We start from the raw sequence: 15156 nt of genomic DNA on the forward strand, positions 1-15156 counted from the left end.
GCGGCCTCGCGCTATCCAGGGTACGACGGAGGACCCACAACGCCGTAGGGCTTTTCGGTGAGGAGCGGGCTCAGACCGAGCTCCGGAAGCCGATCGTCGGCACCGCCCTGCGCAGCGGCCAGGGCCGGGCCCGCTCCAGCGGCACCAGCGCCGACAGGAAGGCGTACCGGCGCAGGGCGGCGGGGTCCTGGCGGTCCAGCGACCGCACCTTGCGCCACCACGCGGCGATCTCCGACCAGCCGGGCGCCGACAGCGAACCGCCGAACTCCTGGACCGACAGGGCCGCGGTCAGGCCGGCGAACGCGAGCCGGTCCGCCAGCGGCCAGCCCGCGAGGGTACCGGTGACGAATCCGGCGACGAAGACGTCTCCCGCCCCCGTCGGGTCCAGCGCCTCGACCGCGATCGCCGGGACCTCGGCCGTGCAGCCGGTGCGCCGGTCCACCGCGTAGGCGCCGTCCGCGCCGAGGGTGACGACCGCGAGCGGCACGTGCTCGGTGAGGGCGTGGGCGGCGGCCCGGGGGCTGTCGGCCCCGGTGTACCGCATCGCCTCCTCGGCGTTGGGCAGGAACGCCTCGCAGTGTTCGAGGTCGGCGAGCCCGGCGAGGTCCCACGCCCCGGTGTCGTCCCAGCCGACGTCGGCGAAGATGCGGGTGCCCCGGGCGGCGGCCTGGGCGATCCACGGCGCCCGCTCGCCCGGCACCAGCGAGGCGACGGCGGCGCGGGCGCGGGGCGGGCAGTCGGGAGCCGGTTCCTCGGGGGGCGGTTCGTGGCCGTGCGAGACCATCGTGCGCTCGCCCTCGTAGGCCATGGACACGGTGACCGGGGAGTGCCAGCCGGGGACCGTGCGGGACTGCGCCAGGTCGATCCCCTCACCCTGCTCCAGGGCATCCCGGCAGTAGTCGCCGTAGTGGTCGTCCCCGAAGGCCGCCGCCAGCGCCGTGCGCAGGCCGAGGCGGGCGAGCGCCGTCGCCATGTTGGCCACGCCGCCCGGACTGGATCCCATGCCCCGCGCCCAGGACTCGGTCCCGCGCACGGGTGCGGAGTCGAGCCCGGTGAAGATGATGTCGAGGAAGACCGTGCCCGTCAGGTAGACGTCCCAGGGCGGGTCGGCGGGCGTGCGCAGGGCGGCGAGGGGGTCGACCTCGGCCTGGCGGTGCGGTCCCCGGGTGATGGGCGAGGGGCCCTTTCCGACAGGTCTACGGGCGGCGGGGCTCCTGGCCGTCCTGGGGGCGGGATCCGGTGCGGCGGGGTCCTTTCCGGTCCCCGGGGGCGAGGCGGACGCGGTCACGATGCGCTCCCTGGCGTGGTGCGGTTGCAGTCAGTCTGCACCACCGGGGTGGCGGAGGCCGCCCGTACGGCGGACTACGGCCCTGCCGCCGCCTGCCGCCCTCGGCCCGCGGCCCCGGGCCCCGCGGGGCTCCGTGGCGGCAGGACCTCAGAACGTGTACGCCTCCACCTCGGCGAGACACCGGGCCCGCCGCTCCTCGTCGTCGTCCAGGAAGGACGCGAGGAAGGAGTTGCGCGCCAGCTCGCGCAGCCGGTCCTCGGTGAGGTGGAGGGTGTCCCGTACGGCGTCGAAGGTGTCGCCCGCGTAGCCGCCGAAGTAGGCGGGGTCGTCGGAGTTGACCGTGCACAGCAGGCCCGCGTCGAGCAGGGCGGGCAGGGGGTGCTCGGCGAGGGTGTCCACCACGCGCAGGCGCACGTTGGACAGCGGGCACAGCGTCAGCGGGACCCGCTCCCGCACCAGCCGCTCGACCAGAGCGGGATCCTCCAGGCAGCGCAGGCCGTGGTCGACGCGCTCGACCCCGAGGACGTCCAGGGCCTCGGTGATGTACGCGGGCGGGCCCTCCTCGCCGGCGTGCGCCACGCGGCGCAGCCCGAGCGCGGCGGCGGCCTCGTACACCTCGCGGAACGTCGCCGGCGGATGCCCGGCCTCGGCCGAGTCCAGCCCGACCCCGGTGATGCGGTCCAGGTGGGGCCGGGCCGCGAGGAGGGTCTCCATGGCCGAATCGGCGGACTCGTCGCGCAGGAAGCACAGGATGAGCCGGGTGGACACGCCGTGGTTCTGCTCGCTGCCGCCCAGCGCCCGCCACAGTCCCTCGACGACGGTGCCGATGTCCACGCCGCGCCGGGTGTGCGCCTGCGGGTCGAAGAAGATCTCCGCGTGCCGCACCCCCTGCGCCGCGGCCCGCGCGAGGTAGGCGTCGGCGAGGTCGGCGAAGTCCTGCTCGGTGCGCAGGACGGACAGCAGCTCGTAGTACAGGTCAAGGAAGGACTGGAGGTCCTCGAACCGGTACGCCGCGCGGAGTTCCCCGGTGTCGGCGTACCGCAGGCGCATGCCGTTGCGGGCGGCCAGCTCGAAGGCCAGCTCCGGCTCCAGTGTGCCTTCGACATGGAGGTGCAGTTCGGCTTTCGGGATGGGCATCAAAGCATGCTACGGGCGATTCACCTGCGTTTCGGTACCGGCACCCGTAGCAGGTCGTGAGCCACCGTCACATCGCCCTCGAAGCCGGCGGCCCGGGCCTGCCGCTCGAACTCGTCCGGATCCGTGTAGCGCTGGCTGAAGTGGGTGAGCACCAGGTGCCGCACGCCCGCCTCCCGTGCCACCGCGGCGGCCTGCCCGGCGGTGAGGTGCCCGAACTCCTCGGCCAGCTCGGCGTCCTCGTCGAGGAACGTCGACTCGATGACGAGCATGTCGCAGCCCTCGGCCAGCTCGTGCACGCCGTCGCACAGCCGGGTGTCCATGACGAACGCGAACCGCTGTCCGCGCCGGGCCTCGCTGACGTCCTCCAGCGCGACGCCGTTCAGCCGGCCCTCGCGCTGGATACGGCCGACGTCCGGTCCCGCGATGCCGTGGGCGGCGAGCCGGCCGGGCAGCATGCGGCGCCCGTCGGGCTCGGTGAGCCGGTAGCCGTAGGACTCGACGGGGTGGGAGAGGCGGCGGGCCGTGAGGCTGTACCCGCCGGTCCGGGCGATCACGCCGTCCGTGGCGACCGGGGCCTCGTCGATCCGCACCGTCTCACGGTAGGCGGTGGCGTATCGCAGCCGGTCGAAGAAGCGCCGGCCGGAGAGCGGGTAGTGGGCGGCGACCGGGTGCGGCACCTTGTCGAGGTTGATGCGCTGGATGACGCCCGCGAGGCCGAGCGAGTGGTCGCCGTGGAAGTGCGTGACGCAGATCCGGTTGATGTCGTGGGCGGCGACCCCGGCCCGCAGCATCTGCCGCTGGGTGCCCTCACCGGGGTCGAACAGGAAGCCCTCGCCGTCCCAGCGCAGCAGGTAGCCGTTGTGGTTGCGGTGCCGGGTCGGGACCTGGCTGGCGGTGCCGAGGACCACGAGCTCGCGTACGGACACGGCGCCTACCCGGGAGGCCAGTTCAGGCCACGGCCGCCGAGGACGTGGGCGTGCGCGTGCCAGACCGTCTGCCCGGCGCCGCTGCCGGTGTTGAAGACGACGCGGTAGCTGTCCAGCTTGTCCTCGTCGGCGACCGACCCGCTCTCGCGCAGCACGTCCGCGGCGAGCTCGGGGGCGTGGGCGGCGAGTTCGGCGGCGTTGCGGTAGTGCGCCTTGGGGATCACCAGGACGTGGGTCGGTGCCTGGGGGTTGATGTCCCGGAAGGCGACCGTCGTCTCCGTCTCACGCACGATCGTCGCGGGAATGGTGCCTGCGACGATCTTGCAGAACAGGCAGTCGTCCTGTGGCTCGCCCGCCATGCGGGTGCCTCCTCACGCGGGGCGGATCTCTGACGGGGGCATCGTATCGGCAGCGGCCCACCGCCCGGCCGAGCCGGTCACGGCAGTGCGGGCGGCACCTTCGCCGGGCGTTCCTCCAGCGCGGCCAGCGCCAGCCGCACGGCCTCGTCCAGTTGCGCGTCCCGCCCCGCGGCGTAGTCCTGGGGCCGCTGCACGACCTCCACGTCGGGGTCCACGCCGTGGTTCTCCACGCCCCACTGCACGCCCTCCAGCCAGATGGCGTACTTCGGCTGGGTCACCAGCGTGCCGTCGACCAGCCGGTACCGGCTGTCGATGCCGATGACGCCGCCCCAGGTCCGCGTGCCGACGACCGGGCCGAGCCCGAGCGCCTTGATCGCGGCGTTGACGATGTCTCCGTCGGACCCGGAGAACTCGTTGGCGACGGCGACGACCGGCCCGCGGGGCGCGTCCTGCGGATAGCTGAAGGGGCGCATGCCGCGCGGCACGTCCCAGCCGACGATCCGCCGGGCCAGCTTCTCGACGACGAGCTGGGAGGTGTGGCCACCGCGGTTCTCGCGGACGTCGACGACGAGCCCTTCGCGGGCCACCTCCACCCGCAGGTCGCGGTGGATCTGCGCCCAGCCGGGCGCCTGCATGTCGGGCACGTGCAGGTAGCCGAGCCGGCCGCCGGACGTCTCGTGGACGTAGGCCCTGCGGTCGGCGACCCAGGCGTGGTAGCGCAGCGGTTCCTCGTCGGCGACCGGCACGACGACGGCGTAGCGGGCCTCGCCGCCCCCGGACGGCGAGACGGTCAGCTCGATCGGCTTGCCCGCCGTACCGACCAGCAGCGGCCCCGGCCCGGTCACCGGGTCGACGGGCCGGCCGCCGACCGCGACGATCGCGTCGCCCGGCCGCACCGCGACGCCGGGAGCGGCGAGCGGGGAGCGGGCGTCGGGGTCGGAGGTCTCCGCGGGCAGGATCCGGTCGATGCGCCAGTGACCGTCCTCGTGCCGGGATATGTCGGCGCCGAGCAGCCCCTGCCGGGGGCCGTTGCCGGTGCTGCCGCGCGGGATGACGTAGGCGTGCGAGGTGCCGAGTTCGCCCTGCACCTCCCACAGCAGGTCGACGAGGTCGTCGTGGGTGGCGACGCGCGCCAGCACCGGCCGGTAGCGGTCGAGGACGCCGTCCCAGTCGACGCCGCCCATGTCGGCGCGCCAGAAGTTGTCCCGCATGATCCGCCCGGTCTCCTCGAACATCTGCCGCCACTCGGCGGCCGGGTCGAGGAGGTGGCGGACGCGGCCGAGGTCGACGGTGATGTTGGTGTCGCTGTCCTCGTCGCCGGAGGCCCGCCGGTCGCTGGGGACGACCTTCAGCCGGTCGTCGGCCCACAGCAGCAGCCGCTTGCCGTCGCCACTGACCTCGAAGTGGTCCGCGTCGGCGGCGAGATGCTCGATGCGCTGCTGGGCGAGGTCGTAACGCTCCAGCTCGGTCTTGGGGTCCGGGTCCTGCGGGGTGGCCCGGGACGAGCCCAGTACTCCGCGCACCGGGTGCCGCAGCCACAGCACGCCGTCCTTGGCGGCCCGCAGGTTGGAGTAGCGGGCGGCCTCCACCGGGAACGGCACGATGCGGTCGGCGAGTTGCTCCAGGTCGATCCGGGTGGCCGGGGTGCCCTCGCCCTCCGCGTTCTCGTCCTTGTCGGGCGAGTCGAAGGGCCGCCCGTGCCGCTGCGGACCGAACGGCGACGGCGTCGTGGCGGCCAGGGTGATCAGGTGCGGCCGGGACGTCTCGACGAAGGCCAGGTCGAAGACGTGCTCGTCGTAGACCGGGTCGAAGGACCGCGAGGACAGGAAGGCGAGGTGCTTGCCGTCGAGGGTGAACGCGGGAGCGTAGTCGTGGAACCGCAGCGGGGTCGCCTCGGTGACCGACAGGTCGGTGGTGTTGGCGAGCTTGAGCTGGCTGAGCGGACGCGGCCCGGGGTGCGCCCAGGCCAGCCATCCGGAGTCGGGCGAGAAAGTCAGCCCGGAGGCGTCGCCGTCCTCGCTGCGGTCGGCCTCCCGCACCTCGCCGCTCTCCCGCTCGACGAGCAGGACGCGCCCGTCGTGGCTGGCGACCGCTGCCCGGCTGCCGTCCGGCGCCATGGCCAGGTCGAGCACCCGGCCGAGCTGCCCGGCGGCGATCCGGCGGGGGGTCGCACCGGGGGCGAGCCCGGCGGCGGGCGCGAACTCCAGCGCGTCGTCGCCCTCGGCGTCGGTCACCCACACCACCCACTCCTCGCCCCCGGCGCGGAAGGCGCGGGGCCGGCGGGCGCGTACGCCGGGCTCGGCGGCGAGCGCCCGGGCCGGGCCGGACCGGTGGGTGACCCAGTGGACACCGCCGCGCACGCACACGGCGCTGCCGCGGGCGGTGTGGTCGGGCGACGCCGAGGAGAACCAGCGGGCGGCGGCGACCGGGTAGGGCTGCTGGTCGACGCGGGGCCCGCCGAGCCGGACGTCCAGCACACGCGGCTCGGCGCCGTCGAGGTCGTCGAGGATCCACAGCTCGCCGGCGGACGCGTAGACGACGCGGCTCCCGTCGCCGGAGGCGTGGCGGGCGTAGAAGCCGTCGAGGGGGGTGTGCCGCCGCAGGTCGGACCCGTCGGCCAGGGACGAGTACAGCGCGCCGGTGCCCTCGTGGTCGGACAGGAAGGCGATCCGCTCCCCCACCCACACCGGGCATTCGAGGTTCCCGTCGAGTTCCTCGTGCAGGCGGGCGAAGTCCCCCTCGCCCTCCCGGTCGATCCACAGTTTGCCCGCCGTGCCGCCCCGGTAGCGCTTCCAGTGGGCGGCCTCCCGGCCGCCGGCGGACAGCAGCACGGTGTGCGGGCCGTGGGCGACGTCGCCCACGAGGCCGTACGGCAGCCGCTCGGCCGGCCCGCCGTCCAACGGCACGGCGTGCGCCCAGGTGCGGCGCAGGCTGGTCTGACCGTGGGTGGTGAGGGCCAGGACCCGGCCGTCCGGCGTCCAGCCGCGCACCTGGGTGCGCCAACTGCCCCAGTGGGTCAGCCTCCTGGCGGGGCCGCCGTCGACCGGGGCGACGTGCACCTCGGGGGCGCCGTCGCGGGTGGACGTCCAGGCGAGGGTGGTTCCGTCGGGCGAGATGCGCGGCAGGGTCACGGCCACGTTGTCGGCGCTGACCCGCCAGGCACGTCCGCCGGCGACGGGCGCGAGCCAGACGTCGTCCTCGGCGGTGAAGGCGACCAACTCGCCGTGCAGATGAGGAAACCTGAGGTAGGACGCGGGCGACTGTGTCACGCGATCACCCTATGCAGCGCAGGCGCCCGTGCACAGGGGAACGGATCACTTCCCCTCGACGGGGTGGCACTGCGGGTCCTGCTGGCACCAGAGGGTCCGGGTGACGGTCACCGTCACCGTGGGCTGCCCCGGCCGCCCCGGCTGACCGCCGCCGGGCGGCGGACCGACCGGCGAGGGCGTCGTGTCGCACGTGCCGAGCCCGCCGACGTGGAACACCTGCTTGCCGCCGACCTTCGCGACGAGGTCCCCGCGCACGCAGGACCCGGAGACGGCCCGCGTGACCCTGCCGGTGACGACGATGTCCCGGCCGTCGTCGGTCCTGCCCTGGCAGTCGACGGTGGCGACGGTGGCCGTGCCCGCCGAGGGGGTGGCACCGTGGGAGCCGTAGCCGGACGTGCAGTTGAGCCAGCGCACACCGGTGTGCTGCCGCTGCAGTTCCGCCGTCGCGGTCCGGTCGGTGGTGTACGCGACGGTCGCTGCGCTCACCCCGCCCGGATCACACGCCGTGGCGCCGCCGAGGGCCACCGCGGCGAACGCCGCCGCGGCGGCGGCCCGCGCGGCGCGCTGCCGCTGCCGAATGCGCCTGAATGCCGCCATGGAGGGCAGCCTGCCACCGACCGGGCCGCCGGGGTAGAGGGCCTGCGGTCCTCGGCGCGGGCCGCGCGACGGGGCGGCCCGCACACAACGGCCCTTGTGGTGCGGTCCCTTGTGGTGCGGTCCCTCGTGCCACGCTCGTCCTCCCCGCTCGTCCTCCCCCGGCGCGTCAGTCCCAGCGACCGGTGCGGCCGAGCAGCAGCGCGGCGGCGGCCGTACCGGCCGTCGACGTGCGCAGCACGCTGCGCCCCAGCCGGTACGGCAGCGCACCGGCCTCCTCGAACAGCGCCAACTCCTCCTCGGCGACGCCCCCTTCCGGCCCGACGACGAGCACGATCGAGCCGAGCGCGGGCAGCGGCGCGGAGGCGAGCGGCCGGTCGCCGCTCTCGTGGAGGACGGCGGCGAAGTCCGCCTCCGCGAGGAGGGCGGCGACCTGCCGGGTGCCCGCCGCGTCCGCGACCTCGGGGAACCGGACCCGGCGGGACTGCTTGCCCGCTTCGCGGGCGGTGGAGCGCCACTTGCCGAGTGCCTTGAGCCCGCGCTCGCCCTTCCACTGAGTGATGCAGCGGGCGGCGGCCCACGGCACGATCGCGTCGACGCCGACCTCGGTCATCGTCTCGACGGCCAGCTCGCCCCGGTCTCCCTTGGGCAGCGCCTGCACGACGGTGATGCGCGGGGACTCCTGCGGCTCCTCGCGTACCGCGCCGAGATCGACGACGAGCCGGTCCTTGCCCTCGGCCGCGGCCACTTCTCCCTCGGCCCAGCGCCCCGCCCCGTCGGTCAGCACCACGGTCTCGCCCGGCCGCAGCCGCTTGACGGAGACGGCGTGCCGCCCCTCGGGCCCGTCCAGCACGAATCCGCGACCGGCCCCGTCGGGCAGCCGGTCGGCGACGAACACCGGCGCGGTCATCTCAGATCTCCCTCGACAACGCTGTCCGGGCAGCGGCGAGTTCGCCGGCCAGGACGTCCACGAGCTGCCCGGCGGGCAGCTCCCGGGCCATGCGGTGGCCCTGTCCGGCCCACAGCGCCATGCCCTGCGCGTCGCGGGCCTTGGCGGCGGCCTTCCTGATCGGCGAGGTCAGGTGGTGGACCTCCGGGTAGGCGGCCGGCGCGTACGGGCCGTGCTCGCGCAGGAACCGGTTCACCAGTCCGCGGGCCGGGCGGCCGGAGAACGCGCGCGTCAACTCCGTGCGGGCGAACAGCGGGTTGGTCAGCGCCTGCTTGTGCACGGCGGGCGCGCCGGACTCGGGCGTGACGAGGAACGCGGTGCCGAGCTGGGCGGCACTCGCGCCCGCGGCCAGCACGGCGGCGATCTGGCTGCCGCGCATGATGCCGCCGGTGGCGACGAGAGGGATGCTCACGGTCTCGCGGACCTGGGCGATCAGGGACAGCAGGCCGATGCCACCGGCGTCCGCCTCGGGGTCGTCGCGGTGGGCGCCCTGGAGGCCGCCGGCCTCGACGCCCTGCACGATCACCGCGTCGGCACCGGCCCGCTGCACGGCGAGCGCCTCCTCGGCCGTGGTCGCGGTGACGAGGGTGAAGGTGCCGGCCCGGCGCAGCGACTCCAGCGCCCCGGGGCTGGGGACGCCGAAGTGGAACGACACCACCGGCACGGGGTTGTCCAGCAGCACGGCGAGTTTGGTGTCGTAGCCGTCGTCGCGTCCGCTCTCGGGGTCGCCGAGTTCGGTCTCGTACCAGCCGGCCTCCCCGGCCAGTTGCTGGGCGTAGAGCTCGACCGTCCCGGACTCCGCGTATTCGGGCTGCGGCATGAAGAGGTTCACGCCGAAGGGACGGCCGGTCAGGCTCCGCAGCTGCTTGATCTCCTGGTACATGCCGTCGGCGGTCTTGTAGCCGGCGGCGAGGAAGCCGAGCCCGCCCGCCTCGCAGACCGCGGCGACGAGCTGGGGGACGGAGACGCCGCCCGCCATGGGGGCCTGCACGATCGGATGGGGGAAGAGATCGGTCAGTGCGGAGGACATGACGGCATGGTGTCACGTGCGGCGAACAAGTCCGAAACCGGCCGTCCTTTGTCATAGGACACCGGAATGGGCCCCGCGGCGGACGGGGGAACGGGCGCCGGAGTGGACCGGGAGCGCTGCCGGAGGGCGGGACCGCGGGCGCGGGACCGGCGCCGGAGGCGACCGGATCCGGCCGGCGGAACGGACAGGGAACGGACAGGGAACGGGCACCGGTGGCCGGTGCCCGTTCCCCTTCGTCCTCGTTGCCGCGGCCGGCAGCCGCCCGTCTCCGGGCCGGCGCCACCGGTGTGCGGGTCAGCGCCCGTTGAACGCGTCCTTCAGCCGGGAGAACAACCCCTGCTGACCCGGCTGGAACTGCCCCTGGGGCCGCTCCTCGCCCCGCAGCTTCGCCAGTTCGCGCAGCAACCGCTCCTGCTCCGGGTCGAGCTTGTTCGGCGTCTGGACCTCGACGTGGACGATCAGGTCGCCCCGGCCGCCGCCGCGCAGATGGGTCACGCCCCGGTTGTGCAGCGGGATGGACTGGCCGGACTGGGTACCGGGCCGGATGTCGACCTCCTCCAGTCCGTCCAGCGTCTCCAACGGCACCTTGGTGCCGAGCGCCGCCGCGGTCATCGGGATCGTCACCGTGCAGTGCAGATCGTCGCCGCGGCGCTGGAACACCGCGTGCGGCAGCTCGTGGATCTCGACGTACAGGTCACCGGCGGGGCCGCCGCCCGGGCCCACCTCGCCCTCGCCCGAGAGCTGGATCCGCGTGCCGTTGTCGACACCGGCGGGGATCTTCACGGTCAGCGTCCGCCGCGACCGCACCCGTCCGTCGCCGGCGCACTCCGGGCAGGGCGTGGGCACCACGGTGCCGAAGCCCTGGCACTGCGGGCAGGGCCGCGAGGTCATGACCTGGCCCAGGAAGGACCGGGTGACCTGGGAGACCTCACCGCGGCCACGGCACATGTCGCAGGTCTGGGGGGTGGTGCCCGGCGCCGCCCCCTCCCCGCTGCAGGTCGAGCAGACGATCGCCGTGTCGACCTGGATGTCCTTGGTCGTGCCGAAGGCGGCCTCGTCCAGCTCGATCTCGATGCGGATCATCGCATCCTGGCCGCGCCGGGTCCGTGAGCGCGGACCCCGCTGGGACGCCGTACCGAAGAAGGCGTCCATGATGTCGGAGAAGTTGCCGAAGCCACCGGCCCCGAAGCCGCCCGCGCCGGCACCGCCGGCCTGGGAGAGCGGGTCGCCGCCGAGGTCGTAGACCTGCTTCTTCTGCGGGTCCGACAGCACCTCGTAGGCGGCGTTGATCTCCTTGAACCGCTCCTGGGTCTTCGGATCCGGGTTGACGTCCGGGTGCAGCTCGCGTGCGAGCCGCCGGAAGGCCTTCTTGATCTCTTCCTGCGACGCATCGCGGCGCACGCCGAGTACGGCGTAGTAGTCCGTGGCCACCTACGACTCCGCCAGGATCTGTCCGACGTACCGTGCCACTGCGCGTACCGCTCCCATCGTTCCCGGGTAGTCCATGCGGGTCGGTCCGACCACGCCGAGCTTGGCAACCGCCTCGCTGCCCGAACCGTAACCGACCGACACGACGGACGTGGAGTTGAGTCCTTCGTGGGCGTTCTCGTGACCGATACGGACGGTCACGCCCGGATCCTGGGCCTCGCCGAGCAGCTTCAGGAGCACGACCTGCTCCTCCAGCGCCTCGAGCACGGGCCGGATCGTGAGGGGGAAGTCATGTGCGAAGCGGGTGAGATTGGCGGTGCCGCCGATCATCAACCGCTCCTCGTTCTCCTCGACGAGCGTCTCCAGCAGCGTGGAGAGCACCATGGAAACCGTACCCCGGTCCTCGGCCTCGAAGCCGTCCGGCAGGTCCTCCACGAGCCTCGGCACGTCGGCGAACCGACGGCCCGCGACCCTGCTGTTGAGCCGGGCCCTGAGGTCCGCCAGGGACGCCTCGCCGAACGGCACCGGGCAGTCGACCACCCGCTGCTCGACCCGTCCGGTGTCGGTGATCAGCACCAGCATCACGCGTGCGGGGGCGAGGGCCAGCAGCTCGACGTGCCGCACGGTCGACCGGGTCAGGGACGGGTACTGCACGACGGCGACCTGCCGGGTGAGCTGCGCGAGCAGCCGGACCGTGCGCGCCACGACGTCGTCCAGGTCGACCGCGCCTTCCAGGAAGTTCTGGATGGCGCGGCGCTCCGGCGGGCTCATCGGCTTGACGCCGGCGAGCTTGTCGACGAACAGCCGGTAGCCCTTGTCGGTGGGGATGCGCCCGGCACTGGTGTGCGGCTGGGCGATGAACCCTTCCTCCTCCAGGGCCGCCATGTCGTTGCGGACCGTGGCCGGCGAGACGCCGAGGCTGTGCCGCTCGGTCAGCGCCTTGGAGCCCACCGGCTCCTCGGTGCCCACGTAGTCCTGGACGATGGCGCGCAGCACCTGGAGCCTGCGTTCACTCAGCATCGCGCTCACCTCCAGAGGTCCCTGTCCCGACGCCGTGTCTGCCACTGTGTCCGCCACTGCCTGGCACTCTGTGTACCCGAGTGCCAGACTTCCCCGGCCCAGTGTACGGCGGTGGGGTGCACCGCGGGCAAGGTCGGTCCTCCGAGGCGCGGTCACGGGCCCGTCCGCCGGTGAACCTTTCCGGTCGCAGCACTAGCGTCGCGGTATGACGGTGACTTGGGAAGAGCTGGAGTGGGAGCGGCTGGCGGCGGGGGTCGGGCGGTGCCGGCTGCCGGTGTGGGACTGCACGGCGGGGCTGGTGGTGGGCCGCGGGGCGGCGCTGCTGATCGACGCCGGGGCGAGCATCGCGGAGGGGGCCCGGCTGCGTGCGCAGGCGGAGAGGCTGGCCGGGCACCGTGTGACCCATCTCGCGCTCACCCACCCCCACTTCGATCACGTGTTCGGCGCGGCGGCGTTCGCGGGCGCGGAGGTCTACGGCGCGGTCGGTGCGGATGCGCTGATGGCCCGTGCGCGGGACCGCGAGGAGCTGCGCGCCGACGCCGTGCGCAACGGCCTGGACGCCCCCGCGGCGCAGGAGGCGGTGGACGCGCTGATGCCGGTGGGGCACGTGGTCTCGGGCGAGTGGACGCTCGACCTGGACGGCGGCCGGCAGGTACTGCTGGCCAACGTGGGCCCCGGGCACACGGCGCACGACCTGGCCGTGCTGGTCCCCGGCGACCCGGAGGTGGTCTTCTGCGGCGACCTGGTCGAGGAGTCGGGCGAGCCGCAGGCCGGCCCGGACGCGGTGCCGTCCCGCTGGCCCGACGCCCTGGACCGGCTTCTGGCGCTCGGCGGCGAGGACGCGGTGTACGTGCCCGGTCACGGTGCGGTGGTGGACGCGGCGTTCGTGCGCGGGCAGCGGGACGAACTGGCGGCCCGCTTCGGCGTGTCGCGGTGATCGTGGCCGCAGCGGCCCGCCACTTCTCCTATCGTCGTGCGAATGCGCCAGTACTCCGCCGACCTGACCCCGCCGTGGAAGAAGCCGAAGCGGGTTCCCGAGGTCACGGCGGAGCCCGGCCTGGTGGTGGAGGAGCCCGGCACCGGGTTCTGCGGCGCGGTGATCCGATGCGAAGCGGGCACGGTCACCCTGGAGGACCGCTTCGGCAAGCACCGGGTGTTCCCGCTGCGGCCGCAGGGCTTCCTGCTGGAGGGGCGGGTGGTCACGCTCGTACGGCCGTCGCCCACCGCCCCGGCGCGGCCCTCCCGCACCGCCTCCGGCTCGGTCGCCGTCCCCGGTGCCCGTGCGCGCGTGGCCCGGGCGGGGCGCATCTACGTGGAGGGGCGGCACGACGCCGAGCTGGTCGAGCAGGTGTGGGGCGACGACCTGCGCATCGAGGGCGTGGTGGTGGAGTACCTGGAGGGCGTCGACGACCTCCCGTCGGTCGTGGAGGCCTTCGCCCCCGGTCCGGACGCCCGCCTCGGGGTCCTGGTGGACCATCTCGTCCCCGGCACGAAGGAGTGGCGCATCGCCGCGTCGGTGACCGACGAGCACGCCCTGGTCGTGGGGCACCCGTACGTCGACGTCTGGCAGGCGGTGAAGCCGTCGTCCCTGGGCATTTCCGCGTGGCCGGCGGTCCCGCACGGCCAGGACTGGAAGACGGGGGTGTGCCGGGCACTGGGCTGGCCGGAGGACAACACCGGGGCGGTGTGGCAGGCGATCCTGAAGCGGGTGGGGTCGTACAAGGACCTGGAGCCCGAGCTGCTGGGATGTGTCGAGCGTCTCATCGATCACGTGACCGCGCCCTGAGACCGGTCCCGTGCCTGAGGGGAGGTATCCGTGGGCGCGGGCCCGCGGGGGCGGAGAGGCTCTCCGCCGCCCCCTCGGGAGCGGCGGTCCGCCGTCCCCGCCGGCGCGGGAGCGGCGGTCAGTCCACCAGATCCCTGACGACGGCGTCCGCCAGCAGCCGCCCGCGCAGGGTGAGCACGGCCCTGCCCTCCCGGTAGGGCCCGGCCTCCAGCAGGCCGCCCGCCAGCGCGCGGCGGGACGCCGCGAGGCCCGGCTCCCGCAGCAGCTCCAGCGGGACGCCCTCTCGCAGCCGCAGCTCCAGCAGGATCCGCTCGACCCGCCGGTCCTCGTCCGAGAGGACCTCGCGCCCGGCGCCCGGTGAGCGGCCGGAGGCGACGGCCGCGGCGTACGCCCCCGGGTGCTTCACGTTCCACCAGCGCACCCCGCCGACGTGGCTGTGCGCCCCGGGACCGGCGCCCCACCAGTCGGCGCCGCGCCAGTACAGCTCGTTGTGCAGGCAGCGGCCGGCCGGGGAGGTGGCCCAGTTCGACACCTCGTACCAGGCGTAGCCCGCCGCCGACAGGGTGTCCTCGGCGATCAGGTAGCGGTCGGCGTGCGCGTCGTCGTCGGTCGCGGGGATCTCGCCGCGGCGGATGCGGCGGGCGAGCCGGGTGCCTTCCTCGACGATCAGGGCGTACGCGCTCACGTGGTCGGGGCCGGCGCCGATCGCGGCGTCCAGGGAGGCCCTCCAGTCGTCGTCGCTCTCCCCCGGCGTGCCGTAGATCAGGTCCAGGTTGACGTGCGCGAACCCCGCCGCCCTCGCCTCCGCGACACAGGCCTCGGGGCGTCCCGGGGTGTGGGTGCGGTCCAGCACCCGCAGCACGTGCCGCCGGGCGCTCTGCATGCCGAAGGAGATCCGGTTGAAGCCGCCCTCGCGCAGGGCGGCCAGGTAGGCCGGGTCCACGGACTCCGGGTTGGCCTCCGTCGTGACCTCCGCGTCCGGTGCCAGGCCGAACTCGTCGCGGATCGCCCCGAGCATCCGCACGAGGTCGTCCGCGGCCAGCAGGGTGGGCGTGCCGCCGCCGACGAACACCGTGCGGACCGGCCGGGGGTCGTCGCCGAGCACCTTGCGGGCCAGGCGGATCTCGTCGGTGAGGGTCGCCGCGTAGTTGTCGCGGGACGCCAGCACGCCGCCGGTGCCGCGCAGCTCCGTCGCCGTGTAGGTGTTGAAGTCGCAGTAGCCGCAGCGGGTCGCGCAGTAGGGCACGTGCAGGTAGAAGCCGAGCGGGCGGTCCGCGGCCCCGGCGCGCGCGTGCGGGGGCAGCGCGCCGTCGTCGGGAACGGGCTCGCCGTCGGGGAGTGCGGAAGGCATGGTGCCCATTGTCCCGCAG

General features: G+C 74.3%; 13 protein-coding genes. 2 read left to right on the forward strand and 11 right to left on the reverse strand.

What is annotated here, in order from left to right; translation table 11 throughout:
* Positions 1-70: 70 nt before the first annotated feature.
* The 10 genes from I3F54_RS19915 to hrcA form a co-directional block, all read right to left on the reverse strand.
* A complete protein-coding gene (locus I3F54_RS19915; protein WP_240120221.1) occupies positions 71-1171 on the reverse strand; it encodes a PfkB family carbohydrate kinase in 1101 nt (366 codons plus the stop codon).
* Between the two features lie 264 nt (positions 1172-1435).
* Positions 1436-2425 carry an adenosine deaminase gene (locus I3F54_RS19920; RefSeq protein WP_240120180.1) on the reverse strand — a complete coding sequence of 330 codons (990 nt, stop codon included), beginning with the start codon at positions 2423-2425 and terminating at the stop codon, positions 1436-1438.
* A 20-nt stretch (positions 2426-2445) separates the two neighbouring features.
* Positions 2446-3351 carry a ribonuclease Z gene (locus I3F54_RS19925; protein ID WP_240120181.1) on the reverse strand — a complete coding sequence of 302 codons (906 nt, stop codon included), beginning with the start codon at positions 3349-3351 and terminating at the stop codon, positions 2446-2448.
* A 5-nt stretch (positions 3352-3356) separates the two neighbouring features.
* Positions 3357-3710 (reverse strand): histidine triad nucleotide-binding protein, encoded by a 354-nt coding sequence (locus I3F54_RS19930; protein ID WP_240120182.1) that lies wholly within the window; start codon positions 3708-3710, stop codon positions 3357-3359.
* A gap of 77 nt (positions 3711-3787) precedes the next feature.
* On the reverse strand, positions 3788-6979 hold the full coding sequence (locus I3F54_RS19935) for a S41 family peptidase (RefSeq protein ID WP_240120183.1): 3192 nt from the start codon (positions 6977-6979) through the stop codon (positions 3788-3790).
* Positions 6980-7024: 45 nt separating this feature from the next.
* The gene (locus tag I3F54_RS19940) at positions 7025-7576 is read right to left on the reverse strand and encodes a hypothetical protein (protein ID WP_240120184.1); all 552 of its coding nucleotides are present in this window, start codon (positions 7574-7576) and stop codon (positions 7025-7027) included.
* A gap of 166 nt (positions 7577-7742) precedes the next feature.
* Complete coding sequence (locus tag I3F54_RS19945) at positions 7743-8483, reverse strand: 16S rRNA (uracil(1498)-N(3))-methyltransferase (protein WP_240120185.1); 741 nt, start codon at positions 8481-8483, stop codon at positions 7743-7745.
* A 1-nt stretch (position 8484) separates the two neighbouring features.
* The gene (locus I3F54_RS19950) at positions 8485-9552 is read right to left on the reverse strand and encodes a nitronate monooxygenase (RefSeq protein ID WP_240120186.1); all 1068 of its coding nucleotides are present in this window, start codon (positions 9550-9552) and stop codon (positions 8485-8487) included.
* Between the two features lie 294 nt (positions 9553-9846).
* A complete protein-coding gene (gene dnaJ, locus I3F54_RS19955; protein ID WP_240120187.1) occupies positions 9847-10983 on the reverse strand; it encodes a molecular chaperone DnaJ in 1137 nt (378 codons plus the stop codon).
* Positions 10984-12000: a heat-inducible transcriptional repressor HrcA gene (gene hrcA / locus I3F54_RS19960; RefSeq protein WP_240120188.1), complete on the reverse strand. Its 1017-nt coding sequence runs from the start codon at positions 11998-12000 to the stop codon at positions 10984-10986.
* Between the two features lie 205 nt (positions 12001-12205).
* On the opposite strand from hrcA, the gene I3F54_RS19965 reads away from it, so the two are divergent.
* Positions 12206-12937 carry an MBL fold metallo-hydrolase gene (locus I3F54_RS19965; protein WP_240120189.1) on the forward strand — a complete coding sequence of 244 codons (732 nt, stop codon included), beginning with the start codon at positions 12206-12208 and terminating at the stop codon, positions 12935-12937.
* A gap of 42 nt (positions 12938-12979) precedes the next feature.
* Positions 12980-13786 carry a DUF3097 domain-containing protein gene (locus I3F54_RS19970; protein ID WP_240120190.1) on the forward strand — a complete coding sequence of 269 codons (807 nt, stop codon included), beginning with the start codon at positions 12980-12982 and terminating at the stop codon, positions 13784-13786.
* A gap of 118 nt (positions 13787-13904) precedes the next feature.
* Here I3F54_RS19970 and hemW read toward each other — a convergent pair whose 3' ends face one another.
* On the reverse strand, positions 13905-15137 hold the full coding sequence (hemW, locus tag I3F54_RS19975; protein ID WP_240120191.1) for a radical SAM family heme chaperone HemW: 1233 nt from the start codon (positions 15135-15137) through the stop codon (positions 13905-13907).
* Between the last annotated feature and the right edge of the window lie 19 nt (positions 15138-15156).

Source organism: Streptomyces sp. MUM 2J (genome assembly GCF_022414535.1).
In the GTDB taxonomy this organism is placed as follows: domain Bacteria; phylum Actinomycetota; class Actinomycetes; order Streptomycetales; family Streptomycetaceae; genus Streptomyces.

Excerpts from the sequence above, each read along its gene's own strand:
- I3F54_RS19930 (WP_240120182.1), bottom strand. The coding sequence starts at position 3,710 with ATGGCGGGCGAGCCACAGGACGACTGCCTGTTCTGCAAGATCGTCGCA.
- I3F54_RS19965 (WP_240120189.1), top strand. The coding sequence starts at position 12,206 with ATGACGGTGACTTGGGAAGAGCTGGAGTGGGAGCGGCTGGCGGCGGGG.
- hemW (WP_240120191.1), bottom strand. The coding sequence starts at position 15,137 with ATGCCTTCCGCACTCCCCGACGGCGAGCCCGTTCCCGACGACGGCGCG.
- I3F54_RS19945 (WP_240120185.1), bottom strand. The coding sequence starts at position 8,483 with ATGACCGCGCCGGTGTTCGTCGCCGACCGGCTGCCCGACGGGGCCGGT.
- I3F54_RS19950 (WP_240120186.1), bottom strand. The coding sequence starts at position 9,552 with ATGTCCTCCGCACTGACCGATCTCTTCCCCCATCCGATCGTGCAGGCC.
- I3F54_RS19970 (WP_240120190.1), top strand. The coding sequence starts at position 12,980 with ATGCGCCAGTACTCCGCCGACCTGACCCCGCCGTGGAAGAAGCCGAAG.
- hrcA (WP_240120188.1), bottom strand. The coding sequence starts at position 12,000 with ATGCTGAGTGAACGCAGGCTCCAGGTGCTGCGCGCCATCGTCCAGGAC.
- I3F54_RS19920 (WP_240120180.1), bottom strand. The coding sequence starts at position 2,425 with ATGCCCATCCCGAAAGCCGAACTGCACCTCCATGTCGAAGGCACACTG.
- I3F54_RS19940 (WP_240120184.1), bottom strand. The coding sequence starts at position 7,576 with ATGGCGGCATTCAGGCGCATTCGGCAGCGGCAGCGCGCCGCGCGGGCC.